Consider the following 24,883-nt stretch of genomic DNA (forward strand, 5'->3'; position numbering starts at 1 on the left):
GCCTGACCGAACTCGCCCCCGACCAGGCCGCCTATATCGGCGTCAAACCCGAAGGCCCCTTCAAACCCGATCAGTACCGGTACTGATCGCGGGTCGGTGCTCTGATGCGCCCGCTGGCCGGTGGCTGGCGGGCGTCGTCAAGTCTGGTGTCTTCGGTCCCTCAGGACATGCTGCGCAGATCGCCGGTATCCAGAACGGGTGCCGCGTCGATATCCGCCGCGTCCAGCATCGTCGCCACACGCTCCAGCGAGGCCACGAGTTGCGCCTGTTCCCAATCCGCAAGCGCCTCGAACTTGCGGACGTAGCGTTGTTGCAGCGCATCCGGGGCATGGGTGACGATATCGCGCCCGGCCTTGGAGATGATGATATGAATCTGTCGCCGGTCAGTCTGTGACTTTTCGCGCGTGACGACCCCATGCTTTACCAGCTTGTCCACCAGGGACGTGACCGTCGCCTGCGACACACGCATCTTGTGGGCAATCTCGGTCGCGGTGCAACTGCCCCGCTCGGCCACGATCTGCAATACCCGGAATTGCACGGCCGTCAGCCCCGCCGCGTTGGCAAGTTTGCGCCCGTAGATTTCCGTGGCGCGCAGGATACGGCGCAGCGCGATGAGGCTTTGGTCCGTGCGATCCATATGGACCCCATCCGCCATTGACCCGATGGTCGCGAAGCTGTCACTCAGTTTCATGCTCTATCCTCCATCACCCGACCGATCCTTTGTCTAACTAAATGCATACAGCATAATCGCAATGAGAATAAAGGAAATTTCGCCTCTCTACGATTTTCACGGCATTTTCGCATCAAATGTTGATTTCGCATATCGCGTCGTATATTTACTTAGTCGAAGCAAATGAAGAGGGCAAGACCCATGCAACACGCGATGGAAATGTTTCACAAGGCCATGCCGTCCCTGCGCAAGCCGACTGCAGAGGATGGCCCGGCGATCTGGGAGCTGATACAGGCGTGCAAGCCGCTGGACGAGAATTCCATGTACTGCAACCTGATCCAGTGCGATCATTTCAGTGACACATGCATCGTCGGCGAACTCGATGGCGAGATCGTGGGCTGGGTATCGGGCTATGTCCTGCCGGACGACCCGCAGACCTTCTTCGTCTGGCAGGTGGCCGTCTCGGAAGCCGCGCGCGGCACCGGATTGGGCACATTGATGCTGCAGGGACTGCTCGAGCGGGACAACTGCGCCGATGTCACACGCCTGCAGACGACGATCACCCGCGACAACGCGGCCAGCTGGGCGCTGTTCCGCAAATTCAGCGATGCCGCCGACGGCGAGCTGTCGAGCGAGCCCTACTTCTCGAAGTCGGAGCATTTCAACGATATGCACGACACCGAACATATGGTAACAATAACCATGATGGAGCGCGCGAAGACGGCGGCCTGATCCCGAAAGGTCCTGCCCTTCGCCCCCACATCAATCATTTGAAGGAAATCGTCATGTCGACCCAAACGTCAGCCGACCTGTCCGTTTACACGCGCCGCGAATCCGAGGCGCGCAGCTACTGCCGCAGCTTCCCTGTGTCTTTCGTCAAGGCGCAGGGATCGGAGCTGACCGATTCGGAGGGCAAGACGTATATCGACTTTCTCGCCGGATGTTCGACCCTGAATTACGGGCATAACGACCCGGACATGAAACAGGCCCTGATCGAACACATCACCGAGGATGGCATCGCACACGGCCTTGACATGCACAGCGGCGCCAAAGCCGCGTTCCTGCGCGCCTTCGAGGACATCATCCTGACGCCGCGCAACATGGACTACAAGGTGATGATGACCGGCCCGACCGGGACCAACGCGGTCGAGGCCGCGATGAAGCTGGCGCGCAAGGTGACCGGACGCAAGAACATCGTCGCCTTCACCAACGGCTTTCATGGCATGACCATGGGTGCGCTGTCCTGCACCGGCAATTCCGGCAAGCGCCAGGGCGCGGGCAGCGGGCCACTCTGCGGCACCACCCACATGCCCTACGAGCATGCGTTCGGGCCCGACATGGACAGCCTGCGGATCATCCGCGAAATGCTTGGCAATTCGTCCAGCGGCATGGATGCGCCGGCGGCCTTCATCATCGAGCCCGTGCAGGGCGAAGGCGGGCTGAACGCCGCCTCGACCGAATTCATGCAGGGCGTGGCCAAGCTGGCCAAGGAACATGGCGCGATGCTGATCGTTGACGACATTCAGGCGGGCTGCGGTCGCACGGGGACGTTCTTCAGCTTCGAGGAGATGGGGATCGAGCCTGATTTCATTCCCATGGCGAAAAGCTTTTCCGGCATGGGCCTGCCCTTTGCGGCACTGCTCATCAAGCCGGAGCACGACATCTGGAAGCCGGCCGAGCATAACGGCACTTTCCGCGGCAACACGCATGCCTTTGTCACGGCCCGCGTCGCGCTGGAAAAGTTCTGGACGAATGACACGTTCCAGAAATCCATCCATGCCAAGGCTGAGGTTCTCGAAGTTGCGCTGAAACGGATCGTCGAGCTGGTCCCGGGCGCACGCCTGAAAGGGCGTGGCATGATGCGCGGGGTCGATGTCGGCTCGGGCGATCTGGCGGAAAAGATTTGTGCGCGGGCCTTCGAAAAGGGTCTGATCATCGAGACGTCGGGCGCCGATGACGAAGTGGTCAAGGTTCTCGCCCCCCTGACCACGCCGGACGAAATGTTCCAGAAGGGTCTCGACATCCTGGTTGACGCTGTGAAAGACGTGACCGACACCACCAAGGTTGCAGCGGAGTAAGACCATGATCGTAAGAGATTTCAACAAACTTGTCACCGAAGAGCGCGAGCGCGTCGTATCGGACGCGCAGTGGTCCAGCGTGCGGATGCTGCTGGCCGATGACGGGATGGGGTTCTCGTTCCACATCACCTTCCTCGAGCCCGGCTCGGAGCATACGTTCGAGTACAAGAACCACTTCGAGAGCGTGTATTGCATGCAGGGTTCGGGCTCGATCACCGATATCGCGACGGGTGAGACCCACGAGATCAAGCCCGGCGTGATGTACGCACTCGACAAGCATGATCGTCACATCCTGCGCGCCGACGAAGAGCTGGTGATGGCCTGTTGCTTCAACCCGCCGGTCACCGGCAACGAGGTGCATCAGGAAGACGGCTCTTACGCGCTGGCCGACAGTTGACAAGGATCCGGGCGCTGGTCCCGGAAAGGGTATATGACACTTAAAGATCACACCGTCGAAAAGATCGGCGGCACGTCGATGAGCCGCGTCGGCGAATTGGTCGATACGCTGTTCATCGGCGATCGCGAAGGTGACGCGCTGTACAAGCGGATCTTCGTCGTTTCGGCCTTTGGTGGCGTCACCGATCTGCTGCTGGAGCACAAGAAATCCGGCACGCCAGGGGTTTACGGTCGATTTGCCAATGACGACGACGATCATGGCTGGCTCGACGCGCTGACGGATGTGTCCCGCGCGATGCGCGAGACGCATGGCGAGATCCTCGAACATGCGGGTGATCGCAACATGGCCGACGAATTCGTCCGTGAACGGATCGAGGGCGCGCGATCATGCCTGTTCGATCTGCAACGCCTGTGTTCCTATGGGCATTTCCGGCTGGGCGATCACATGCTGGTCACGCGCGAACTGCTGTCAGGTCTGGGCGAGGCGCATTCGGCCTTTGTCACCACGCTGCTGTTGCAACGTGCGGGCGTCAATGCGCGGTTCGTCGATCTCAGCGGCTGGCGCGACGAAAGCGACCACACCTTGCAAGAGCGTATCGCGAGCGGATTGTCGGACGTCGATTTCGCAACCGAATTGCCGATTGTCACCGGTTACGCGCAATGCACCGAAGGACTGATGCGCGAATTCGACCGCGGGTATTCCGAGGTCACCTTCGCCAATATCGCGGCCCAGACCCAAGCCGCCGAGGCGATCATTCACAAGGAATTCCACCTGTCATCGGCCGATCCGAAGCTTGTCGGCGAGGACGCGGTGCGCAAGATCGGGCATACCAACTACGATGTTGCCGATCAGCTGTCCAATCTCGGGATGGAGGCGATCCATCCCAAGGCCGCCAAGACCCTGCGCCAGGCCGAGGTGCCGTTGCGCGTCACCAACGCGTTCGAGCCGCGCGATCCCGGCACGCTGATCGACGATCAGCCTGCCGACACCCCCGGCGTCGAGATCGTCACGGGTCTCAAGGTCGTCGCGCTGGAGCTGTTTGAACAGGACATGGTCGGCGTCAAAGGCTACGATGCCGCCATTCTGGACGCGCTGAAGCGGCACAATGTCTGGATCGTGTCCAAATCGTCGAATGCCAACACGATCACGCATTACGTGCATGCCTCGCTCAAGACGGTGCGCCGCGTCGCCAAGGATCTCGAGGCGCTCTACGCGTCCTCCGAGGTTTCGGCACGCACCATGTCGCTGGTATCGCCTGTAGGACGGGATCTGACCGGCCTGAAGGTTCTGGGACGCGGTCTTGCGGCGCTGGAAGAGGCCGGGATCGAGGTGATTGCCGCGCACCAGACTCCGCGCAGCGTGGATGTGCAATTCCTCGTCGGTGCCAAGGACATGGAGGCCGGGATCACCGCGCTGCACCGCGTCCTGATCGAGGGCAAGGCAGTCGACGCGCCGCAAAAGGCCGCCTGATCGCGCAGATCCCCGATCTTGGCCATGCATGACCGTGCTGGCCTGGGACACGCGTCATCGCGTCTGGCGTCCCGGATCAATCGGGTTTGCGGCAAATGCGCGGTAATATGCGTTTGGCGAAATAGCGTGTCTTGCGTATGATGATCTTGTTCAGGCTAGGATGGCCGAGACCTTATCAAGTTACACGTGTGGTGCGTAGGGAGCACGTGGGGGACGGAGGGTGTCGGCAGTCTGCCCGGCATCCTCCGTTTGGGTTTGCATTGGGGTATGCGCCAACGTGTCGTGACGGCACAGGGATCTGACCAGATCACGGCAGCAGCCAGCCGGTCACGTCGTTCCATCTGCCAAGTCGCAGATGATGCGCCATTCGGCTTCGGTGACGGGTTGCACCGACAGGCGCGGCTGCTTTACCAGCGCCATCCCGGCAAGACGCGGATCGGCCTTGATCGCGTCCAGCGTCACGGGGCGTTTCAGACTTTGCACAGCCCGGACATCAACACAGTCCCATCGGGGATCGTCAGTCGTGCTGTCGGGATGTGCCGGCGCTATAACCTCGACAATGCCGACAACGGCCTTCTCCTTTTGCGAATGGTAGAAAAAGCCGCGGTCGCCCACGGACATCTCGCGCATGACGTTGCGGGCCTGATAATTGCGTACACCGTCCCATTCCTCGCCCGCGTCGCCTTTGTCCAGCTGATCCTGCCAGGACCAGTCCGACGGCTCGGACTTGAACAGCCAATAGCGCATCAGATGACCTTCTTCCACGGGATCAGCTCGACCTCTTCGAACAGCCCCGCCTTCGCGTAGGGATCGCCGTCGGCCCAGTCCCGCGCGGCGTCCATGTCGGCCACGTCAAGGATCACCAGCGATCCGATCATCTCGCCGGCCTCGTTCAGCAGCGGCCCGGCCTGGCTGACCACGCCGGTGTCTTTCAGGTACGCAACATGGGCGTCGCGGGTGTCCATCCGGGTTTGCAGGGCACCGGGTTTGTCGCGGGCAATCAGGGCAATCAGCATCATTCTTCCTTCAATGGTCGTGACAGCAGCATATCCACCACCTGCGCCACGCGCAATTCGCCCGCAACCAGCGCGGTGACGGCGCCGGTGATCGGCATGTCCAGGTCGAGCGTTCGGGCGCGCTGCGCCACGGCGCGCGCGGTCGCCGCCCCTTCGACGGTGATCGATGTGTCGAACGCCTCGCCCGACCCCAAGCTGCGACCGTAGCGCGTGTTGCGCGACTGTCCGCTCGTGCAGGTCAGCACCAGGTCGCCAAAGCCCGACAACCCCGCCAGCGTGTCGGACTGCGCGCCAAGGGCGCGGGCGAACCGGTCCATCTCGGCATAGCCGCGGGTCATCAGCGCGGCGCGCGCGCTTTCGCCCAAGCCCGCGCCCATCACCGCACCGCACCCGATGGCAATCACGTTCTTGAGCGCGCCACCCAGTTCGGCGCCGATGGTGTCGCTGGTGCGATACAGCCGCAGCGTGGGCGTGGTCAGCGCCGATTGCAGCGCCCTGCCCGTCTCGGCGTTGCGGCAGGCCAGCGTCAGCGCCGTCGGCAGGCCAAGGGCGATGTCGCGCGCAAAGCTGGGACCGGTCAGGATCGCCGGGATGGCCTGCACACAATTTTGCGCGATCATGCCGGTCGGGCCAAGACCGGTGTCCAGATCCATGCCCTTGCAGCAGGCCACCAACGGGCGCGCATCAAGCGCCGCGTGATGGTCGGTCAGAAAACCGCCCAGCCTTTGCATGGGCACGGCCAGAAGGCACGGTGCGTCGCCGTTTGGAACCTCGCCCGAGATCACCGTGACGGCCTCTGGCAAGGGAATGTCCGGCAGTCGGCGGGCGTTGCGGCGCGTCCCACGCATCTCTGCCGCGTGGTCGGGGTCGCGCGCCCAAAGGGTGACGGGGCCGGTCTGCGCCAGTGTCACCGCAAGCGCGGTCCCGAATGCCCCTGCCCCGCAGATCAGCGTCATGCCTTGGCACCTTTCCGGCCGCCACCCAGCATGCCCGGACCGGACCGGTCCAGCGGCCAGCGGGGCCGGGCCACAAGGCCCATGTCATCGCGGCGCCCGATGCCGTGCAATTCGGCCCCCGCATAGGCGATCATCGCCGCGTTGTCGGTGCACAGCTCAAGCGGCGGCGCAAGAAAGCGCGCGCCCGCGTCCTCGGCCACGCCGCGCAGCGCGGCCCGGATCGGGCCGTTGGCCGCGACGCCGCCGGCCACGGCGATCACCGGACAGTCGGGCGCCTCGGCCATGTATAGCGCCAGCGCGCGCCGGGTCTTTTCGGCCAGCACGTCACAGACCGCCGCCTGGAACGCCGCGCAAAGATCCGCACGGTCACGCCGCGTCAACCCGGATTTTTCCGCCACAATCCGATCGCGCGCCCGCAGGACGGCGGTCTTCAGACCGGAGAATGACATGTCGCAGCCGGGCCGATCCAGCAGCGGGCGCGGCAGACGCAGACGCGCGGCATCGCCCCTTGCCGCCTCGCGTTCCACCGCGGGGCCGCCGGGTTGTGCCAGCCCCAGAAGGCGCGCGACCTTGTCGAACGCCTCGCCGGGGGCGTCGTCGATGGTGCCGCCCAGACGGCTGAAATCGTCCGGCCCGCGCACGATCAGGAACTGGCAATGTCCGCCCGAGACCAGCAGCATCAGGTACGGGTAGGCCACCCGGTCGGTCAGCCGCGGCGTCAGCGCATGCCCGGCCAGGTGGTTGACACCGACCAGGTCCAGCCCGGCACCGGCCGCGATCCCCTTGGCGCACATCACCCCGGACATCACCCCGCCGATCAGCCCCGGCCCGGCGGTGACAGCCACGGCATCCACATCGCGCAGGGTCAACGTCGCCAGCAGCAACGCCTCATGCACACAGATGTCGAGCTTTTCGGCATGCGCGCGTGCCGCGATCTCGGGCACGACGCCGCCGAAATCGGCATGCAATGCCGCCTGATCGTAGACCACCGAGGCGAGGATCTCAGGCAATCCATCCGGCGCAACGCGCACCAGCGCCGCCGCCGTGTCGTCGCAGCTGCTTTCGAGGCCAAGGAAGATCAGCGGCTTGGTCATCGCGCCCGGCAAGATTGCGTGGAAGATCCAACATGGGTACCACTGATACCTCGGGCCAACAACTCTGGATGAGGCATGACCATCACGATCCTGATCACCCGACCAGAGCCGGAGGCGGGCCGCTTTGCGGCGACGCTGCGCGCCGATCACGGGGCCGGGGTCGACGTGCTGACCGCCCCGCTGATGCATATCCGCTGGACCGGCGCGCTGCCCCCGCTCGGGGGCGACGAGACGCTGATCTTCACCTCGCGGCACGGTGTGGCGGGGTTTTGTCGTCTGACCGAGCGGCGCGATCTGCCCTGCTATGCCGTGGGCGAGGCGACGGCACATGCCGCGCGGATGGCAGGACTGGAGGCCATCACCTGTGGCGGCGATGCGCGCGCGCTGCTGCAGCGCATCGCGGATGACGGGGCACGCGCGCCGTTCCTGCACCTGCGCGGCGCGCATGTCGCGGCGGATATCGCCGGCGCGCTGCGTGCCGCCGGGCATGACAGCACCGAGGCGATCGTCTATGACCAGCAGACCCGGCCCTTGGACGATACGGCGCAGGCGGTCCTCGCCGGGACGGACCCGGTGATCCTGCCGCTGATGTCGCCGCGCAGCGGCGCGCTGTTCTTTGCGCAGGCCGGACGGCCCAAATCCCCGCTGTTGATCGCCGCGATCAGCCAGAACACCGCGCGAACGGTGCCGCAAGGCGCGGCGCACATGTTGCGGATCGCGGCGTCACCCGATGCAGATGCCATTCGCAATCTGTTGCGGGATATGGTGAAAACTGCCAAGCAGCTTGAGGGTAAGAAACGAGCGCAGTAAGGTCTTCTTGACAGATCAGAGCGGCGAGATTCGAAAGGGTGGCAGAACGTGACGAGAAAAAAGAAACCCGGCAACGGTCAAGGCACGACACGGCGTGATGGCTCCGGGCCCGCATCCACACCCGAAAACGACGCAACAGACATGCCCGCCCCCCAGGGCGACGCCCCCATGACCGGGCCCTACGCGCATGATCCGGCCAAGGTCTCGGCCCCGACGAACCCGGCGGCACTGACCCCGCCGACGGACACATCGGACGACACACCCGGCATCTCCGCCGAAGGCGCAGCCGCACCGGCACCGGGGCCCGACACGGCGGACCCGGCCGAGACCCGCTCCGACGCGTCCCAGTCCGACGCGCACGAGCCGGAAAGCGCCGGGCAGACCACCAGCACGCCGGATCCCGCGGATGCCGCCGGGTCCACACAGGACACCGCACCCCAAGAGGCCGCGCCCCAGGACAGCCCCGCGCCGGACACCAAAAGGCCCGAACAGGTCACGATCCGGCAAGGCGGCTTCTGGTCGATGCTGTTCGGCGGGGCCATTGCCGCCAGCATCGGGGTGGTCGCGTCACCCTATATCCTGTCGTCAGATGTACTCGAGGGCCGGCTGCAGGCGTTTCTGTCGCCACAACAAGAGGACACGGCAGACCAGGTCGAGGCGCAACTGTCCGCGCAACAGGAACAGCTTGACGAGGTGCAGACCCGGCTCGACGATCTTGCGGGCGACATCCGGTCGGCGATGGACCGGCCCGCACCGCCCCCCGACCTCAGCGACGAGGTGTCCAGCCTGTCCGAAACGCTGAACGGTATCGACGGGCGGATCGGCGACATCACGGGCCGGATCTCGGACGTCGAGGCACAGCTTTCGGACGTCGTGGGACAGGTCGGTGACATTGAGGGGCGGATCGGCACGCTTGGCAACCGCCTGACCGCCGTCGAGAACCGCGCCGTGCCGACATCCGATGACAGCGAGGTCTCGTCCAGCGAGATCGAGGATCTGCGCGCCCGTGTCGAAGCGCAACGCGCCGACATGGAGGCACAACGCGACGCAATCGAAGCGCAGCGATCGCAGATCGAATCGCAACTGTCGAACATCGAGACGCAGCGCTCGGACATGTCCGCGCAGGGCGACGAAATCGCGGCGCTGCGCGACACGCTTGAAACCCAGGCCGACGAGATCGCGGCACTGCGCGACGCGGCAGAGGCCGAGGAGGCCGCCGCGCGCGACAGCGCGCGTGCCACGTTGCAGCAAGCGGCGCTGTCACGTGTGATGACCGCGATCGACACCGGCAGCCCGTTTCCGGACGCGCTTGCCGATCTGCGCGAAACCGGCGTCGAGGTGCCCACGGCGCTTGCCGATACCGCCGAGACCGGCGTGCCCACGCGACCCGACCTGATCGAGAGTTTCCCCGACGCCGCGCGGGCCGCCCTGTCGAACGTGCGCGACACGACGGACGGGCTGGGCGCCGTCGAAATCGGTGACTTCTTCCGAGAGCAGCTTGGCATGCGGTCGCTGGTGCCGCGCGAAGGCAACGACCCGGACGCCATCCTGTCGCGTGCCGAGGCCGCGCTGCGTGACGCCCGGATCGGCGATGCCCTGACCGAGATAGAGACCCTGCCCGAAGAGGCCCGCACCGCGCTCGATGACTGGGTCGCGCGCGCCGAACAACGTCAAGAGGCCCTGTCCGCCGCCGATGCGCTGGCCGACACCTTGAATTGAATCAGAAAAGGCGATCCCAATGCTTTGGTCGATTATAAAGATAGTCCTGTTCATCGCCCTTGTGGCCGCGGCGACCTATGCCGCGAGTTACCTGCTGGAGATCGAGGGCGGCGTGCGCATCGTCATGGCGGGGATCGAGATCAATCTCACGCCGATCAAGGCGGTCATCGCGTTGGGGCTGCTGATGCTGGTGATATGGCTGTTCATGAAGCTTGCGGCGCTGCTGGTCGCGACGCTGAAATTCGTCAACGGCGATGAAACGGCCCTGTCACGCCATTTCGACCGCAATCGTCAGGAAAAGGGATATCGCGCGCTCAGCGAAGGGATGCTCGCGCTGGCTGAGGGCGACGGGGACGTGGCGATCGCCAAGGCGACCAAGGCCGACAAGTACCTGCACAAGCCCGCCCTGACCAACCTGATCACTGCGCAGGGCGCGGAATTGAAGGGCGATCGCGCCAAGGCGACAGAGGTGTACAAGCGTCTTCTCAACAACGAGAAGACGCGGTTTGTCGGCGTGCGCGGGATGTTGCGTCAAAAGCTGGCCAACGGCGAGACGGAAACCGCGCTCAAGCTTGCGCAGACCGCGTTCTCTTTGCGTCCCCGCCATACCGAGGTGCAGGATACCCTGTTGAAGTTGCAGGCCGGGCAGCACGACTGGAAGGGCGCCCGCACGACGCTGAACGCCAAGCTGAAATACGGCAGCATGCCGCGGGATCTGCACAAGCGGCGCGACGCGGTGTTGGCCCTGTCAGAGGCGCGCGACGTCATCGACGAGGGCAAGGGCATCGAGGCGCGGGAAGCAGCGATCGAGGCCAATCGAAAGTCGCCCGACCTGATCCCCGCAGCGGTCATGGCCGCGCGCAGCTACATTGAACAGGGCAGCAAGCGCAACGCGATCCGGGTGATCGTCAAGGCATGGCAGGCGCGCCCGCATCCCGATCTCGCCGCGGTATTCGCCGAAATCGAACCCGATGAAACACCGTCCAAACGCCTCAAGCGCTTTGCAAAACTGTTGAAGCTGCATCCCGACGCGCGCGAGACGCGGCTGCTGAAGGCCGAGCTTAACCTCGCCGCCGAGGATTTCCCGGCAGCACGGCGCGCGCTTGGCGACATGGCCGAGGTCGAACCCGATGCCCGTGCGCTGACCATTATGGCCGCGATCGAACGCGGCGAGGGGTCATCCGACGCAATCGTCAAGGGCTGGCTGGCGCGCGCGCTCAGCGCGCCGCGCGGGCCGCAATGGGTCTGCGATTCGTGCCAGCACATCCATGCCGACTGGACCCCGACATGCGACAATTGTGGCGCGTTCGATTCGCTTAGCTGGCGGGAACCGCCGAAATCCTCTTTGGGCACGCCAAGCGGCCTGGAGATGCTGCCGCTGATCGTCGGCGCGATCGAGGACAAGACGACCGACACCGGAGACGACGATGTGCTCGATGCCGAGGTCGTCGAGAATGGCGATAGCGAGAAAGACGCCGGAGACACCACTCGCCCCTGATCGCGTGCGTGGCGCAACGCGGCATGACAGACACGGTACACATCAAGAAAACCGGGCCTCTTGCGGGGCCCGGTTTTTTCTATTGTCGGGATGACGTGGCGGGCGACGATGCCTTGCCAACCGAACCGGCGCTCAGTGCGTCCAGGTCTGGCGGCGATTGGGCGAGAAATTCTCTGCATAGCCGCCCGGCCGGATATTCGGCTTGCGCTTGTGCGGCTCTTGGACCACGGCGTCGATGCGGTGATCGCGCGCATAGTCCAGTGCGGCCTCTTTCGTCGGGAAACGCAACCGAACCTGCGCCTGCGTGTCGTTGTTAGAGGTCCATCCCATCAGCGGATCGACCTCGCGCCGGGTTTCCGACACGAATTCCAGCACCCAGTGATCGGTCCCGGCATAGCCGGATTGGGTCGCGGCGCGGGCGGGTTTGTAGATGCGTGCGGGCATGGCTTTCTCCGTAGGCATGTGTTGCAGGACTATCCCAAATCCCCGTCACCGGGGCAAGGGACGAAAGCACGCTGGACGAATGGCCGCGCTCAGGCGGCCTCGCCATCGGTGAACTGCAGCCGGGCCAGACGGGCGTAAAGGCCGTTCTCGGCGACAAGGCTGTCATGGGTTCCTTGCGCCACGATGCGCCCCGCGTCCAGCACCACGATACGGTCGGCCTTTTTCACGGTGGCCAGACGGTGCGCCACGATGATCGTGGTGCGCGTGCGCGCCATCGCCTCGACCGCCGACTGTACCGCGCGTTCGCTTTCGGCATCCAGCGCCGATGTCGCCTCGTCCAAGAGCAGCACCGGCGCGTCGCGCAGGATCGCGCGGGCAATGGCGATGCGCTGTTTCTGTCCGCCCGACAGCATGACGCCGCGCTCGCCCACATAGGTGTCGTACCCCTGCGGCAGCGCGGTGATGAACTGATGCGCATTGGCGGCGCGCGCAGCCGCCTCGATCTCGGGGCCGCTGGCGTCGAGACGGCCAAAGCGGATATTGTCGCGTGCCGAGGCGGCAAAGATCACCGGGTCCTGCGGCACAAGCGCAAACTCGCGGCGGAAATCGTGCCGCGCCATCTCGGACAGCGTCACGCCATCCAGCGTGATACGCCCCGCGTCGGGATCGTAGAAGCGCTGGATAAGCTGCATCACCGACGTTTTTCCCGCCCCCGACGGCCCCACCAGCGCCACGGTCTCGCCCGGCCGGATGGTCAGCGACACATCGTCCAGCGCCGGCGTCTCCGGGCGGGCGGGATAGGCAAAGCGCACAGCATCGAACACGATCTCGCCCTTGACGGGGCGCGGCACGGGACGGGGGTTTGCCGGGTCCGTCACCGGATCGTCCGCCTGCAACAGGTCGACCAGCCGCTCGGTCGCGCCGGCCGCGCGCTGCAACTCGCCCCAGATCTCCGACAGGGCGGCGACGGCACCGGCGACCATCACCGCGTAGATCACGAATTGCACCAGGCTGCCAGGCGTCATGTCACCCGCGCGCACGTCGCGCGCACCGATCCAAAGCACGCCCACGATGCCGGTAAAGACCAGGAAGATCACGATCACCGTCATCGCCGCACGCGTGTTCACACGGCGGCGCGCGGCGTCATAGCTTGCCTCGGTCACATCGGCGAACTGCGCGCGGCTTTCATGCTCATGGGTAAAGGCCTGCACGGTCTGCACGGACAAAAGCGCCTCGGACGCGTTGCCGGAACTGTTGGCGATCCAGTCCTGGTTCTCGCGGCTGAGCACGCGCATGCGCCGCCCGAGGACCAGGATCGGCACGATCACCAGCGGCACGATCAACAACACCAGCCCGGTCAGCTTGGGCGAAGTCAGCAGCATCAGGACGATGCCCCCCATGAACAACAGAAGGTTGCGCAGCGCGATGGACACCGAAGAGCCGATGACCGACAGGATCAACGTCGTGTCGGTGGTGATACGGCTCAGCACCTCGCCGGTCATCAGGCGCTCGAAAAACGCCGGGCTCATACCGATCACGCGGTCGAAGACAGCCTTGCGGATGTCGGCCACCACGCGTTCGCCCAGACGGGTCACCAAAAGATAGCGAAGCCCCGTTCCAAGCGCCAGAAGCCCCGCGATAAGCAGCGCCGCGCCAAAGTAGCGATCCAGAAGCGCGCCGTCCTCGATCCCGAAATTGTCCACCACGCGCCGCACCGCCAGCGGCAGCACAAGCGCCACCGCCGCCGTCAGCACCAGCGCCGAGATCGCCGCGATCAATAGCGCGCGATAGGGCCGCATGAACGGCCACAATTCGGCCAGCGCCCCGACCCGTTTCGATTTGTCTCGATCCAGTGTATCGGCCCCGGCCTCGGGCTGTTGCGCCATGGTTCAGCGTCCCTTCTCGTTTCGCACCCTGTCTTGTCGGGCGCACGCGCCGGGGTCAAGGGGCGGTCGGGTCGCATCTGGGGGAATGGAGCGGGCGACGGGAATCGAACCCGTATCATCAGCTTGGAAGGCTGAGGTCTTACCATTACACAACGCCCGCGTGGCATCGGTGTTAGTCGAGCATGCGGGTCGGGTCAATAGTCCTGCGCCTTGCGAATTCTGGTCATGCGCCCTTCTTCGGCGATGGCCCCGCCCAGGGTGGTGACGCCCTTTGCCTCCAGCAGGTGCAGCATGCGGATGAAGACCTCGGCGGTGGCCACCGCGTCGCCCATGGCGGTATGACGCGCCTCGGGGGGGATGTGCACGCCAAACCGGTCGCACAGCGCATCAAGCGTGTGTTGCCCGCTATGATCGAACAGCCCCGCCGACATCAGAACGGTACACAGCACCGGATTGTCGAAACGCCGTCCGATCGCCTCTTCCTTGAGCCGCAGAAAGGCGAGGTCAAACGGCGCGTTATGCGCCACCAGAACCGCGCCCTGACAGAAGGCATGAAAGCGTTTGCCGGCCTCGGCGATGTCCGGCGCACCCTCGACCATATCCTCGCTGATATGATGAACACGGGTCGAGGCGGCGGGAATGGATCGGCCGGGATCGACCAGCGTGTCGAAGGTCTCGCCGTGCAGGATGCGCCCGTTGACGATCCGCAGCCCGGCGATCTGCACGATCTCGTCGCCGCCGCGCGGCGACAGACCGGTTGTCTCGGTGTCGAACACGACAAAGCTGAGATCCGACAGCGGCGTGTCGGCAAGATCGCCGTCGGGCGCGTCGGGCAGATTGAAATCGTAGAACTCGGGGCGCGCGTCACAGGGCGCCAGACGCGGCGAGGCAGAGGCGAGCGGCAGCACGATCCTGTAGCCGTCATCGTGCGGCTCGGACCACAGGTCGGTCTGATGCGCGCTGAGTGCATCCCGCCCGGAATACTCGCCATAGGCGGAAGAAAGCGGCCGCTGGAGCCAGTCTGTCAGTTGCCCGTCGGTCACCGGTTCGCCCTGCCAGCCCAGGATCAACCGTGTCTCCGCGCCATCCTCTTCGGCCTCGAGTGTCAGCGCCTCGCGGGTGCCGTCCTGAACGAGATGCGCCACCATGGACGCCAGAAGCGTGGTGATCGCAAAGCCGTCGCAACTGAGCATCGCCTCGCTGCGGGGTGTGTCGAGCGGCGTGTCGGCCCCGGCCCGGATCCCGTCAAAGATATGGGCGGCGGCCACCGGCGACATCGGCCAGCGGCGCGACTTGATCGCCGCGTGCCGTTCGCCCATCTCGTCGAGACAGGCAAACAGCCGTGCGACCTCGTCCTCGATGCCCCGGCGGACCTGCGCCTGCGTCTCGGCCGGCAGATCCTCGTCCGATTGCATGAGATCCAGCAGCGCGCCGATGGTGCCGGCGGGGCGGCGAACCCCCTCCATCAAGGTCATGAACAGGTGATCATGCCGGGCATGCGCGCTGAGATCCTCGGTCGCGTCCTGAAAGATCAGGACATGGCCTGACAGTTCCTCGTCCGACAGGATCGGGCTGACGCGCCCCAGAAGAAACCGGGTGCCATCCGCCGAAGCCGCCAGAAACGTCTCGGCGGTGACCTCGCCGCGCACGCGGGCCTTTTGCATGCGCGACAGCGCGTCCATGATCGGCTCGGGCCGCAGAAAGGCGGAAAGCGGCCGGTCCAGCCCGATATCGCCCAGCAGATCCTGCGCCATGCGGTTATAAAGCATCACGCGATTGTCGGGCGTGGCCACCACCGCGCCCTCTCCCAGATCGCGAAACAGCGCCTCGAACAGCGCCTTTTCGCGGGCGATGCGGGCGGTCTCACGCTCGACGGCGCGTTGGCGGGCGGCGCGCGCCTCGGACAATGCATCGTTGATCGCGTTGGCGGCGGGCGCAAGACTGCTGAGATGCCTGGCCTCGCTCTCGTCAATCTCCAGGTCAACATCGGCGCGGGCGCGCGTGGTCAGATCCGAAGCAAGGCTGAGGATCGGCTTTGCGACATTCTCGTCGAAGAGAAGCCCGATCCAGACGGACAGGCCCAGCACACCGGCCCCTGCCAGCACCCCCGCGATCACGTAGCCGTCCAGATCCCCGCCGGCACGGGCATGACCGACCCAGAGCCCCGCGACAATCAGGGCCGACCCGCCAAGCCCGAGCGCCGCGAAGAACAAGGCAAACCGCAGGCGCAACCCGAGACGTTCGGTCAGCCGGTCAATCATCGCCGTCCTCTCCCAGCAATTCGGTGATCCGCGCGGTCAGATCGGCGGTCGCGAACGGTTTTGTCATGAAGGCGTCCGCGCCCACGGCCAGCCCCTTGCGGCGTTCCACATCGCCTCCCCCGGCGGTGATCATCAGGACCTTGATCCCCGCAAGGTCGGGATCGCGGCGGATGATCTCGCAGATTTCATACCCTGAGCGTTCGGGCAGCATCACGTCGAGCACCACGAGATCGGGCCGCTCGTCGCGCAGCGCGTCAAGCGCGGCATTGCCCGTCGCCTCGCGGCGCAGCGTGTAGCCGGCCCGCCCGATCAGATGGGTGAGCGCAAGCGCGATGTTATCCTCGTCCTCGACGAGCAGAACGGTCTTTTGCGACATTGCGGGCCTCCTCTCCCGGTCATGCCTGCCTGCCTCATGACTGGCACAGCGCCTCCATCAGCGGGTCGTCCGCGTCCACACTCCTCCATGTGGCCTGGTCCGGATCGGCAAGTGCCGCGCTGCTGACATCGGCCCGCGCGCCGGCCTTGCAATCGACAAGCTGCGGGCGCTTCGCAGGCGGCGTCCAGCGCGCGAAAAGATAGACATCCGCCAGCAGGATACCGGTTGCATCGGGGTTTCTCAGCACCCCCTCGCGGTCCAGCGCCATGAGCCGGGTGGTCTGTGGCACGACATAGGTCCAGGGCTTCCAGAACCGCGTCTCCTCGACTGTCGTCAGCACCTCCACGCCGTCCGGCAACCCCTCGACCGTGCGCGCGGCCCATGTGTATTCCGACCAGATGGCGTAGCCCAGCATCGCCGCCCCCGCGGCCACCGGTATGAACCAGCGCGGCAGACGCCCGCCGCTGAGATGCCCGGCGATGAGTGCCAGACCGGCGGCCGCCATCCCTGCGGCGATTGTCGCGACAAGCTCGAAAAACATGATCTACTCGCGTGCCCCTCTGGATTGCCCGATGGCCGATTGCATCGTCTTGACCACCATGAAGGCGTCGCGCAAGTGATTGCGTTCCAGATCCGACATTTCGGCGGGGTTCATGAAATTGTTCGGCGCCTCGCCGCGGGCGACCTGCCCTGCCTGGTGGCGCAGCCGCGTCTCGGCGATCAGGTCATAGGCGTCCAGAAGATCATGCGCCCCGCTTTCCGAGATCACCCCGGCATCGCGCGCGCCCTCAATCCGCTCGCGTGTGCCCGAGGCGGCCAACGATCCCAAAAGCGCATAGATGCGCCCGAGATCGACAATCGGCACCACACCGGACGCCTTGAGGTCGATGGTGTTGCGGTTTTCGCCCGACCGGATCAGCGAGAACCCGCGAAAGAACCCCAGCGGCACGGTATGCTTGAGCGAGTTCGAGATCATGTGCGCCACGAAGATCGAGTTCTTTCTGGCCTTTGCCAGCACCTCTTCCTGCAGGTTCTCGAACAAGGCAGTCTCGCCCGAAATGGCGCGCAGGTCGAACATGACCGAGGCCAGCATCTGCGCCTCGTTGTCGGGCTGTCGGATCCAGCGGGCGAAATACTCGCGCCACACGCGGCGCGGCTGTCGCCAGCGCGGGTTGGTCGCCATCATGTCGCCGGGACAGTAGAAGAACCCGCACACGTCCAGACCGTCGCTGACGTATTTCGCCAGCTCGGCGAAATAGGCATCATGCTCGGGTGTGAAGGAATCGTCGAGGATCAGGCAGTTGTCCTGATCGCTGACGCCGGTCTGCTCGCGCCGGCCCTGGCTGCCGCAGGCGGCCCAGAGATACGGAACCGGCGGCGGCCCGAGCTTTTCCTCGGCCAGCGTCAGAAGACGGCGGGTGATCGCGTCGGTGATATCGGTGATCCGCCGGGTGATCGAGCCGGGCTTGACGCCCGCCTGTACAAGCTGCGCCAGAAGGCCGGGCACCCGTTCCATCACATGCGCCATGTCCTGCGCCGACGCCGCACTTGCGATATCGGCGACCATGTGGCTGGCGGTGGCGGCCTGTTGCCGGAAAAGATCGGTCTTGCCGATCATCCCCACAACGCGGCCGCCACGTTCGACGGGCAGGTGATTGACGCCAAGCTCGGCCAGCTTCATCAGCGCGTCGAGGCCAAGGCGATCGGGCGCGATGGTCACCGGATCGGGGGTCATGACCTGGGCCACCGTGATCGTGCCGTCCAGATCCTCGGCCAGTACCCGGTTGCTCAGGTCATGCACGGTGATGATCCCGGCAAGATAGTCGTCCTGCATCACCACGACAGAGGATATGACGTGATGGCGCATCAGCCGCGCGACCTCTGAAATCGTGGCGTCCGGTGCGCAGGTGACGGGCGTCTTCGCCATCAGGTCGGACACCTGCAACGCGGTCAGCCCGGTCGCATAGGGTCCGGGATCGGCTGGATCGGTGGGGCGGGCGCGCTCGAACCAGCGTGCCACGGTATCGCAGCGCGTCATCAGCGCATCGAAATGCGCCTTGGGGATCAGGATCAGGCGCGACGCCTCGGTCGATTGGATGTTCAGTTGCGCGGTCCCGTCGCGCAGCAGGCCACGCTCGCCCATGATCTCGCCGGGGCCGCGATGCGCCACGAGGTCCTGCGTGCCGGCCTGCATGTCGAAGCCCCCGCTCTCGATCACGTATAGCCCGTCGAGCGTGTCCCCCTTGGACAACAGCGTCTCGTCCGCCGCGACCTCGACGCGGATCAGGTCCGGGGCGATCCGCGCGCGCAGATCCTCGGACAGGTCATCGAACGGCGCAAAGCGGCACAGGGTCTCGATCAGGGCGGGGTCCGTGTCGTGCATGCCGGCCGGCTCCGTTCGGGTCTGAGGGAAAATGATCTAAAAGCGCCCGGTGCGTGCCGCAAATACCGGCGGGCGAAAGGCACGGGGGCGGCACATGCCGCCCCCGCCCGTCATGTTCAGTGGTCGGCTGCTGCTGCGGCCGCGCCCTTGGGCACCCGCACGCTTTCGACCAGATCGTCGATCTCTTGCGGGATCGGCGCCGTCATCTTCGAGACGGTGAACGCCACGATGAAGTTGATCATCGCCCCGACAGCCCCGAAGGACGTGGACTTGATCGTGCCAAGCAGCGGATCGGCATCCGTGAAGCTGTTGGTGTCGGGGATGAAGAACCAGCCCTTGTGCAGGAAGATGTAGACCAGCGTCACGATCAGACCGGACAGCATGCCCGCCACGGCGCCCTTGTTGTTCACCTTGGTAAAGATGCCCATCATCAGCACCGGGAAGAGCGACGCCGCCGCGATCCCGAAGGCCAGGGCCACCGTCTGCGCCGCAAAACCCGGCGGGTTGAGGCCCAGATACGAGGCCACGACGATCGCCGCCGCCATCGCGATCCGCGCCGACAGAAGTTCGCCCTTCTCCGAGATGTTGGGGTTGAAGCGCCCCTTCACCAGGTCGTGGCTGACCGCCGAGGAAATGGCGAGCAACAGACCCGCCGCGGTGGACAGCGCGGCAGCGATACCACCCGCGGCCACCAGACCGATCACCCAGCCCGGCAGGTTGGCGATCTCGGGGTTGGCGAGCACAAGGATGTCGCGGTTGAAGTTGGTGAACTCGTTGCCCTCCCAGCCTTCTTCCGCGGCACGGGCCTGCATGTCCGCATCGGCATCGTTGTAGTACTGGATGCGTCCGTCGTCGTTCTTGTCCTCCCAGCCCAGAAGGCCGGTCTGCTGCCAGGTCGCCATCCAGTCATAGGCGGGGTCTTCCGCGATCTGCTGGGTCGAGACGGCCTGCCCGTCGGTGCCCTCGGGCCACATCAGGTCGGTGATGTTCAGACGCGCCATGGCACCCACGGCCGGGGCCGTCAGGTAAAGCAGGGCGATGAAGACCAGCGCCCAACCGGCCGACCAGCGCGCATCGGCCACGCGCGGCACGGTGAAGAAGCGCATGATGACGTGCGGCAGACCGGCGGTGCCGATCATCAGCGACAGGGTGAAAAGCACCATGTTGAGCGTGTCACCGTGATGCGCGGTATATTCCCTGAAGCCAAGCTCGGTCACGATCTGGTCGAGCTTTTCCAGCAGCGGCATGCCCGAGGCCTGATGCTCGCCGAAGAGGCCGAGCGCCGGGATCGGATTGCCGGTCAGTTGCAGCGAGATGAACACGGCCGGAATCGTGTAGGCCGAGATCAGCACGATATATTGTGCCACCTGCGTGTAGGTCACGCCCTTCATGCCGCCAAAGACCGCATAGGCAAAGACCACACAGGCGCCGATCAGCAGGCCGAGCGTGTTGCTGACCTCCAGAAAGCGGCCAAAGGCCACGCCGACGCCGGTCATCTGGCCGATCACGTAGGTCAGCGACGCCACGATAAGGCAGATCACGGCGACCAGACGCGCGGTCGGGCTGTAGAACCGGTCGCCGATGAACTCGCTGACCGTGTATTTGCCGAACTTGCGCAGGTAGGGGGCCAGCAGAAGCGCCAGCAGAACGTACCCGCCGGTCCAGCCCATCAGGAACGACGAGTTGTCGTAGCCGGTGAAGGCGATGAGACCCGCCATCGAGATGAACGAGGCCGCCGACATCCAGTCGGCCGCCGTGGCCATGCCGTTGGTGACGGGATGAATCCCGCGCCCGGCGGCATAGAATTCCGAGGTCGATCCGGCACGTGCCCAGACCGCGATCCCGATATAGAGGGCGAAGGATGCGCCCACGAATATCAGGTTGAGTGTAAACTGATCCATGTGTTCCTGCCCCTTTTACTCTTCACCGACGCCGTGTTCGGCATCGAGCCTGTTCATCCGCCAGGCGTAGAAGAAGATCAGCGCCAGAAAGACGAGGATCGACCCCTGCTGTGCGAACCAGAAGCCCAGATCGGTTCCGCCCACGGATATTCCCGACAGCATCGGACGCAGCAATATGCCGAAGCCGAACGAGACGAGGGCCCAGATCACCAGGCTGATAAGAATGATGCGCACGTTGGTTTTCCAATAGGCATCGGCGGCGGCCTTGTCTTTCGCTTTGTCAGACAAAATATGTCCTCCCTCTGTCAAAGGCGTCCTCCTGCCCGTCCGGGACCATCCCGAAACGGACGTTTCCTTACGCAGTGGCCTGCTTGACCACCGTGTTCAGTTCGCGGGCCACGCTGTCGATCCCGCCCATGGCGTCGACACGGGCAAGCACGCCCTTGCCGTCATAGTAGTCGATCAGCGGCGCGGTCTGTGCGTGATACGCCGTCAGACGGCTTTCCACGGTCTCCGCATTGTCATCGGCGCGGCGCTTCATCTCGGTGCCGCCGCACTTGTCGCAGACGCCGTCCACCTGCGGCGTCTTGAACTTGTCATGATACCCTTCGCCACATTTCCCGCAGGTGTAGCGGCCCGAGATCCGCTCGACCATCGCGGCATCATCCACGTCTAGGCTGATCGCGGCGCGAATCCTCTGATCCATGTCAAACATCAGCGCATCCAGCGCCTCGGCCTGCACCGTGGTGCGCGGAAAGCCGTCAAGGATCACGCCGTTGGCACAATCGCCCTCGGACAGACGGTCACGCAGGATGGCGATGACGATCTCGTCGCTGACCAGATCGCCCGCCTCCATGACTGCCTTGGCCTGCTTGCCGGCCGGGGTGCCCGCCGCCACGGCAGCGCGCAGAAGATCCCCGGTCGACAGCTGCACGAGGCCGAATTCCTCTTCCAGCATCCGCGCCTGCGTGCCCTTTCCCGCGCCCGGAGGCCCGAGAAGGATGAGATTCGCAGGGGTCACGTCGGTTCCGTCCATGATTGTCCCCTCCGCTCAGCCAGCACGATTGGCGATGAGGTCATCGACCACCGACGGGTCTGCCAGCGTCGAGGTGTCACCAAGGCTGTCATACTCGTTCTCGGCAATCTTGCGCAGGATGCGGCGCATGATCTTGCCGGAACGGGTCTTGGGCAGGCCCGGCGCCCACTGGATGATGTCCGGCTTGGCGATCGGCCCGATCTCGGTGCGCACCCAGTTCTGCAGTTCGGTCCGAAGCTCGTCCGTCGCCTCGACCCCGTCCATCAAGGTCACGTAGCAGTAGATGCCCTGCCCCTTGACGTCATGCGGATAGCCCACGACCGCCGCTTCGCTGACATGCTGATGCGCGACCAGCGCGCTCTCGACCTCGGCTGTGCCCATGCGGTGGCCCGAGACGTTGATCACGTCGTCGACCCGGCCGGTGATCCAGTAATCGCCGTCCGCATCGCGCTTGCAGCCATCGCCGGTAAAGTAATAGCCCTTGTATTGCTGGAAATAGGTCGCCCTGAACCGGTCGTGATCGCCCCAGACGGTGCGCATCTGCCCCGGCCAGCTGTCCTTCATGGCCAGCACGCCAGCGGCTTCGGTCTCGGTGATTTCCTTGCCGGATTCCGCCTCCAGCACGACGGGCTGCACGCCGAAGAACGGCTTGGTGGCCGATCCCGGCTTCTGCTCGCGCTTGATGCCCGGCAGCGGCGTGATCAGGATGCCACCCGTCTCGGTCTGCCAAAAGGTGTCGACGATCGGGCAGCGCCCCTTGCCGACATTCTCGTTGTACCAGTTCCATGCCTCGGGATTGATCGGTTCGCCGACTGAGCCAAGGATGCGCAGGCTGCTCAGATCGCTGCCCTCAACGGGCTCTGTGCCCTTGCTCATCAGCGCGCGGATCGCCGTGGGCGCGGTGTAGAACTGCGTCACCTTGTGCTTTTCGCAGACCTGCCAGAACCGGCCCGCATCGGGCCATGTCGGCACGCCCTCGAACATCAGCGTGGTCGCACCGTTGGCCAGTGGACCATAGACGATATAGCTGTGGCCGGTGACCCAGCCGACATCGGCGGTGCACCAATAGACATCGCCCGGATGGTAGTCGAAGACGTATTCATGCGTCATCGACGCAAAGGCCAGATATCCGCCCGATGTGTGCACCACGCCCTTGGGCTGCCCGGTGGACCCCGAGGTGTAGAGGATGAACAGCGGATCCTCGGCGTTCATTTCTTCCGCGGGGCAATCGGCCTCGACCTTCTCGGCCTCCTCGTGCCACCAGAAATCGAGATCGCGGCGCCATGCCACCTGCTGCCCGGTGCGCTTGACCACGAGGGACTTGACGTCCCGCGTGTCATGCAGCAGCGCCTGGTTGACGTTGTCCTTCAGCTTGGTCGCGCGTCCGCCGCGCGGGGCGGCATCGGCGGTGATCACCACCTTCGCGTCGCAGCCGTTGATCCGCGCGCCCAGCGCGTCGGGCGAGAACCCGGCGAACACGATCGAATGGATCGCCCCGATCCGCGCGCAGGCCAGCATCGCATATGCCGCTTCGGGGATCATCGGCAGGTAGATCACCACGCGGTCGCCGCGCCCCACGCCCATGGATTTCAGGACATTGGCCATCTTGCAGGTCTGCGCGTGCAATTCCTTGTAGGAGATGTGCAGCGCCTCGTCCTTGGGGTCATCCAGCTCCCAGATGATGGCGGTTTGATCGCCGCGCGTCTCCAGATGCCGGTCGATGCAATTTGCCGCGACGTTGAGCGTGCCGTCCTCGAACCACTTGATCGAGACATTGTCGAAGTCGAACGAGGTATTCTTCACCTTCGTGTACGGCTTGATCCAGTCGAGCCGTTTGCCATGTTCCCCCCAGAAGCCCTCGGGATCGGTGATCGATTCCTCGTACATCCGCGCGTATGTCTCGGCGTCGATATGGAACCCAGTCGTGTCGGCTGCGTTTCCTCGTGTAGCGTCGTTCATAGTTTGAAGCCCTCCATCCCTTGGCCATCCGGACCGAACCGGATGATCATTGCATTCTGTCGCATACTATACTTCAGCACTGTCACCAAATTAACACGGGTCAAGCAACCGATTAAAATCATGTAAACATTGTCTTGTCCGTGCCCGCGCGCTTGGTAAATTTCTTTACACCGCCAGTTTCCCAAGACGATTGCGCGGTTTACCGGTCGCGCGCCCCTCCAGCCTCAGAGTTCATAAAGCAAAAAAATGCCGCCCGTCCAGCACGAAAATTGCGTGCAGGATGACAAGGTCGGGCGCGGCGCGGGCGACAGGTTGGCGCGAACAATCGTCCTGCACATCGATTCGACGCGCACGGCGAATCGGGCGTGAACCGCCACGCTGTCCCGATTTCCAGGGTTGGACCGGCACGGGGCGCCCCCAAACGGAGAGACGCGCTGCCCCGCGACCCGGCACACAGCGGCGACACCGACAAGATTATGGGCAGGGCACAAAAATGCTGCATCGCAGCATATGCTGTGTTATCCAGAGAAATCTGTATCAAGGAGCGATTGAAAATGTATCCGATGTCCCACCTTCACATGAACAATATCCTCGTGCCCAGCTTTCAGCTGTTGGCAGAGACACAGATGGTCGTCGCGATGCGGCTGGCCGGTATGGTGGGGCTTTGGCCCGTCCGCATGGACGAGACGCAGCGCATGTTCAGCGAAAAAGGCCCCGCACTGATGGGCGCCGCCACCGATGCCGGCACGGCGGCGATGGCCGGGCAGCGCCTCGACGAGATCATGATCGCGGCGATCACGCCCCTGACCGGCACCGCCCGCGACAACCGTCGGCGGCTGGCCGCGCGGTGGGCCTGATCCCGACCGCGCCGCAGAAACACTGCCCCTGATGCGTCTCCGTCATCATGGTCCCTTCTCTTCCGGGCATGA

At 64.7% G+C, this 24,883-nt stretch carries 24 protein-coding genes and 1 tRNA gene; 9 read left to right on the forward strand and 16 right to left on the reverse strand.

The window, feature by feature from the left end:
• Positions 1-86, forward strand: an 86-nt coding sequence (locus ACROSR_RS08675) for an adenosylhomocysteinase (RefSeq protein WP_432684318.1), incomplete at its 5' end; no start/stop codon positions are given.
• Positions 87-160: 74 nt separating this feature from the next.
• On the opposite strand, the gene ACROSR_RS08680 is transcribed toward ACROSR_RS08675, so the two are convergent.
• Positions 161-637, reverse strand: a complete 477-nt coding sequence (locus tag ACROSR_RS08680; protein ID WP_432684320.1) for a MarR family winged helix-turn-helix transcriptional regulator — start codon at positions 635-637, stop codon at positions 161-163.
• Positions 638-871: 234 nt separating this feature from the next.
• Here ACROSR_RS08680 and ectA point away from each other — a divergent pair, with 234 nt between their 5' ends.
• The 4 genes from ectA to ACROSR_RS08700 are packed head-to-tail and all read left to right on the forward strand — an operon-like array spanning position 872 to position 4,615.
• Positions 872-1,402, forward strand: coding sequence for a diaminobutyrate acetyltransferase (ectA, locus tag ACROSR_RS08685; RefSeq protein ID WP_432684079.1), 531 nt, complete (start codon positions 872-874; stop codon positions 1,400-1,402).
• Positions 1,403-1,455: 53 nt separating this feature from the next.
• Positions 1,456-2,748: a diaminobutyrate--2-oxoglutarate transaminase gene (ectB, locus tag ACROSR_RS08690; protein ID WP_432684081.1), complete on the forward strand. Its 1,293-nt coding sequence runs from the start codon at positions 1,456-1,458 to the stop codon at positions 2,746-2,748.
• 4 nt (positions 2,749-2,752) lie between these two features.
• A complete protein-coding gene (locus tag ACROSR_RS08695) occupies positions 2,753-3,145 on the forward strand; it encodes an ectoine synthase (protein WP_432684083.1) in 393 nt (130 codons plus the stop codon).
• A gap of 33 nt (positions 3,146-3,178) precedes the next feature.
• Positions 3,179-4,615: an aspartate kinase gene (locus ACROSR_RS08700; protein WP_432684085.1), complete on the forward strand. Its 1,437-nt coding sequence runs from the start codon at positions 3,179-3,181 to the stop codon at positions 4,613-4,615.
• A gap of 327 nt (positions 4,616-4,942) precedes the next feature.
• Here ACROSR_RS08700 and ACROSR_RS08705 read toward each other — a convergent pair whose 3' ends face one another.
• The 4 genes from ACROSR_RS08705 to tsaD are packed head-to-tail and all read right to left on the reverse strand — an operon-like array spanning position 4,943 to position 7,681.
• Positions 4,943-5,362: an EVE domain-containing protein gene (locus ACROSR_RS08705; protein ID WP_432684087.1), complete on the reverse strand. Its 420-nt coding sequence runs from the start codon at positions 5,360-5,362 to the stop codon at positions 4,943-4,945.
• Positions 5,362-5,631, reverse strand: a complete 270-nt coding sequence (locus ACROSR_RS08710) for a YciI family protein (protein ID WP_432684089.1) — start codon at positions 5,629-5,631, stop codon at positions 5,362-5,364. The genes ACROSR_RS08705 and ACROSR_RS08710 overlap by 1 nt, the downstream gene beginning before the upstream one ends.
• Entirely contained in the window at positions 5,631-6,587 is a 957-nt protein-coding gene (locus ACROSR_RS08715) for an NAD(P)H-dependent glycerol-3-phosphate dehydrogenase (RefSeq protein WP_432684091.1), read from the reverse strand. Before ACROSR_RS08715 ends, ACROSR_RS08710 begins: the two co-directional genes overlap by 1 nt.
• A complete protein-coding gene (tsaD, locus tag ACROSR_RS08720) occupies positions 6,584-7,681 on the reverse strand; it encodes a tRNA (adenosine(37)-N6)-threonylcarbamoyltransferase complex transferase subunit TsaD (RefSeq protein WP_432684093.1) in 1,098 nt (365 codons plus the stop codon). The genes ACROSR_RS08715 and tsaD overlap by 4 nt, the downstream gene beginning before the upstream one ends.
• Positions 7,682-7,756: 75 nt before the next feature.
• On the opposite strand from tsaD, the gene ACROSR_RS08725 reads away from it, so the two are divergent.
• The 3 genes from ACROSR_RS08725 to ACROSR_RS08735 all read left to right on the forward strand — a co-directional run bounded on the left by ACROSR_RS08725 (position 7,757) and on the right by ACROSR_RS08735 (position 11,708).
• Positions 7,757-8,491, forward strand: a complete 735-nt coding sequence (locus ACROSR_RS08725) for a uroporphyrinogen-III synthase (RefSeq protein WP_432684095.1) — start codon at positions 7,757-7,759, stop codon at positions 8,489-8,491.
• Positions 8,492-8,659: 168 nt separating this feature from the next.
• Positions 8,660-10,210 carry a COG4223 family protein gene (locus ACROSR_RS08730; RefSeq protein ID WP_432684097.1) on the forward strand — a complete coding sequence of 517 codons (1,551 nt, stop codon included), beginning with the start codon at positions 8,660-8,662 and terminating at the stop codon, positions 10,208-10,210.
• Positions 10,211-10,229: 19 nt separating this feature from the next.
• The gene (locus ACROSR_RS08735) at positions 10,230-11,708 is read left to right on the forward strand and encodes a heme biosynthesis protein HemY (RefSeq protein WP_432684099.1); all 1,479 of its coding nucleotides are present in this window, start codon (positions 10,230-10,232) and stop codon (positions 11,706-11,708) included.
• Positions 11,709-11,840: 132 nt separating this feature from the next.
• On the opposite strand, the gene ACROSR_RS08740 is transcribed toward ACROSR_RS08735, so the two are convergent.
• The 11 genes from ACROSR_RS08740 to acs form a co-directional block, all read right to left on the reverse strand.
• Positions 11,841-12,152, reverse strand: coding sequence for an ETC complex I subunit (locus ACROSR_RS08740; protein ID WP_432684101.1), 312 nt, complete (start codon positions 12,150-12,152; stop codon positions 11,841-11,843).
• A gap of 89 nt (positions 12,153-12,241) precedes the next feature.
• Complete coding sequence (locus ACROSR_RS08745; RefSeq protein ID WP_432684103.1) at positions 12,242-14,038, reverse strand: ABC transporter transmembrane domain-containing protein; 1,797 nt, start codon at positions 14,036-14,038, stop codon at positions 12,242-12,244.
• Positions 14,039-14,124: 86 nt separating this feature from the next.
• A tRNA-Gly gene (locus ACROSR_RS08750) sits at positions 14,125-14,198 on the reverse strand.
• Positions 14,199-14,232: 34 nt separating this feature from the next.
• Positions 14,233-16,299 (reverse strand): 3'-5' exonuclease, encoded by a 2,067-nt coding sequence (locus ACROSR_RS08755; protein ID WP_432684105.1) that lies wholly within the window; start codon positions 16,297-16,299, stop codon positions 14,233-14,235.
• Positions 16,292-16,675: a response regulator transcription factor gene (locus ACROSR_RS08760; RefSeq protein ID WP_432684107.1), complete on the reverse strand. Its 384-nt coding sequence runs from the start codon at positions 16,673-16,675 to the stop codon at positions 16,292-16,294. The genes ACROSR_RS08755 and ACROSR_RS08760 overlap by 8 nt, the downstream gene beginning before the upstream one ends.
• A 34-nt stretch (positions 16,676-16,709) precedes the next feature.
• Positions 16,710-17,216 carry a hypothetical protein gene (locus tag ACROSR_RS08765; RefSeq protein ID WP_432684109.1) on the reverse strand — a complete coding sequence of 169 codons (507 nt, stop codon included), beginning with the start codon at positions 17,214-17,216 and terminating at the stop codon, positions 16,710-16,712.
• A 3-nt stretch (positions 17,217-17,219) separates the two neighbouring features.
• A complete protein-coding gene (locus tag ACROSR_RS08770) occupies positions 17,220-19,058 on the reverse strand; it encodes a DUF294 nucleotidyltransferase-like domain-containing protein (RefSeq protein WP_432684111.1) in 1,839 nt (612 codons plus the stop codon).
• A 116-nt stretch (positions 19,059-19,174) separates the two neighbouring features.
• Positions 19,175-20,959, reverse strand: coding sequence for a sodium:solute symporter family protein (locus ACROSR_RS08775; RefSeq protein WP_432684113.1), 1,785 nt, complete (start codon positions 20,957-20,959; stop codon positions 19,175-19,177).
• Between the two features lie 15 nt (positions 20,960-20,974).
• Positions 20,975-21,247, reverse strand: coding sequence for a DUF4212 domain-containing protein (locus tag ACROSR_RS08780; protein WP_432684115.1), 273 nt, complete (start codon positions 21,245-21,247; stop codon positions 20,975-20,977).
• Between the two features lie 67 nt (positions 21,248-21,314).
• Positions 21,315-21,995: an adenylate kinase gene (locus ACROSR_RS08785; protein ID WP_432684117.1), complete on the reverse strand. Its 681-nt coding sequence runs from the start codon at positions 21,993-21,995 to the stop codon at positions 21,315-21,317.
• Between the two features lie 15 nt (positions 21,996-22,010).
• Entirely contained in the window at positions 22,011-23,954 is a 1,944-nt protein-coding gene (gene acs, locus ACROSR_RS08790; RefSeq protein ID WP_432684119.1) for an acetate--CoA ligase, read from the reverse strand.
• Positions 23,955-24,532: 578 nt separating this feature from the next.
• Here acs and ACROSR_RS08795 point away from each other — a divergent pair.
• Positions 24,533-24,811, forward strand: coding sequence for an antifreeze protein (locus tag ACROSR_RS08795; RefSeq protein WP_432684121.1), 279 nt, complete (start codon positions 24,533-24,535; stop codon positions 24,809-24,811).
• Positions 24,812-24,883 lie beyond the last annotated feature (72 nt).

It is taken from the genome of Roseovarius tibetensis, from assembly GCF_050896375.1.
Taxonomy (GTDB): domain Bacteria; phylum Pseudomonadota; class Alphaproteobacteria; order Rhodobacterales; family Rhodobacteraceae; genus Roseovarius; species Roseovarius tibetensis.